At 45.5% G+C, this 1119-nt stretch carries 1 protein-coding gene and 1 pseudogene; both read right to left on the bottom strand.

Features of this window, described 5'->3' with window-relative positions:
- Positions 1–514, bottom strand: a pseudogene (locus tag A3757_RS24345) (flagellar basal body M-ring protein FliF); the annotation flags it as partial.
- Between the two features lie 75 nt (positions 515–589).
- Positions 590–964 (bottom strand): flagellar hook-basal body complex protein FliE, encoded by a 375-nt coding sequence (gene fliE, locus A3757_RS24340; protein ID WP_068508204.1) that lies wholly within the window; start codon positions 962–964, stop codon positions 590–592.
- Between the last annotated feature and the right edge of the window lie 155 nt (positions 965–1119).

Genomic DNA, 1119 nt, shown 5'->3' with positions numbered 1-1119 from the left:
TATTTCTGAAACTGGATATTGATCGCGCCAGCTCACCTTCCAGGCCTCGCTTAAATCGTGTCGACTCCATAAACTGGCTAGTACCCAAGGCCTGATCCTGGTCAAGGATCTCATAGCCGACACTGTTATCGCTTGTAATGCCATTCGCTGCCAGCTTCATTCTTGCTTCATGAACCCTGCCCGCTTCAACAAGCAATATGCCGGTACGGTGATCCATCTTGAAGTCAACACCATTCAAGTTAAGAATGCTTGAAACTTCTTCCAGGTCCTGAGCTTCTACCGAGCTCATCAACGGCTGATAGTCCGGCTCCTGAAGCCATAAAACAAGCGCCAAACCGAGGGCAACACTCGCGGCCAAACCTACCATCAAACCTACTTGCCGAAAGATTCCAAGCCGGTTTATACCGGTCATCAAGTCACTTTCAGTGCCGACAACGTCAGGCTCACCCGAGATACCACCCACCTGAGCGGGCAATGCTGAGTCTGTACCTGTATCTGTGGGTGCGAGTGCCATAAGTTAACCTTTTACTAAAATCCAAATAAGCAGTGTTTGTTCAAATACCAATCATTACAAACGAGAAGCAAACACTTAAACCGGCATTTTCATAATATCCTGATACGCCTGTACAACCTTATTCCTTACTTGCGTCAACGCCTGAAAAGATACCGATGCTTTCTGAGATTGCACCATTACCTGCGAAAGCGTAACGCTTGGGTCACCCTGCTCAAAAGCCTTAGCCATTTGACCCGCTTTTAATTGTGTATCATTGACCGAGCCAACCGCACTAGACAGCATGTCACTGAATTTAGGTGTTTGGCTCGCTTCCTGGGTGGCATTAATTTTTGTAGGAGATATTTCTTCAGTCTGAACCTGAGTTTTCTGAACCTGCGCACGCAGATTTTTCATCTCAGCCAGCACCTGATTGATATCTGCTCTAGCCCCTACGGAGTTAATCCCAGACATACATCCCCCTTGTCAAAATTTCGTTACTAAAAATACGCTTAAGTTAGTAACTGCATAAAGCGGGCCAATTCACAGACAAGCTGAAATTATAGATAGATTGGAAGGTTTAACATGATAGCATTGCTAATTCTTAGCAATAACAAAAAAAGGGAGCA

It is taken from the genome of Oleiphilus sp. HI0117 (genome assembly GCF_001635235.1).
Note: the sequence above shows the minus strand (reverse complement) of the source record. Positions and strands in the feature narration are given on the sequence as shown.

Coding starts and splice junctions, on each gene's coding strand:
- fliE (WP_068508204.1), bottom strand. CDS start 964: ATGTCTGGGATTAACTCCGTAGGGGCTAGAGCAGATATCAATCAGGTG.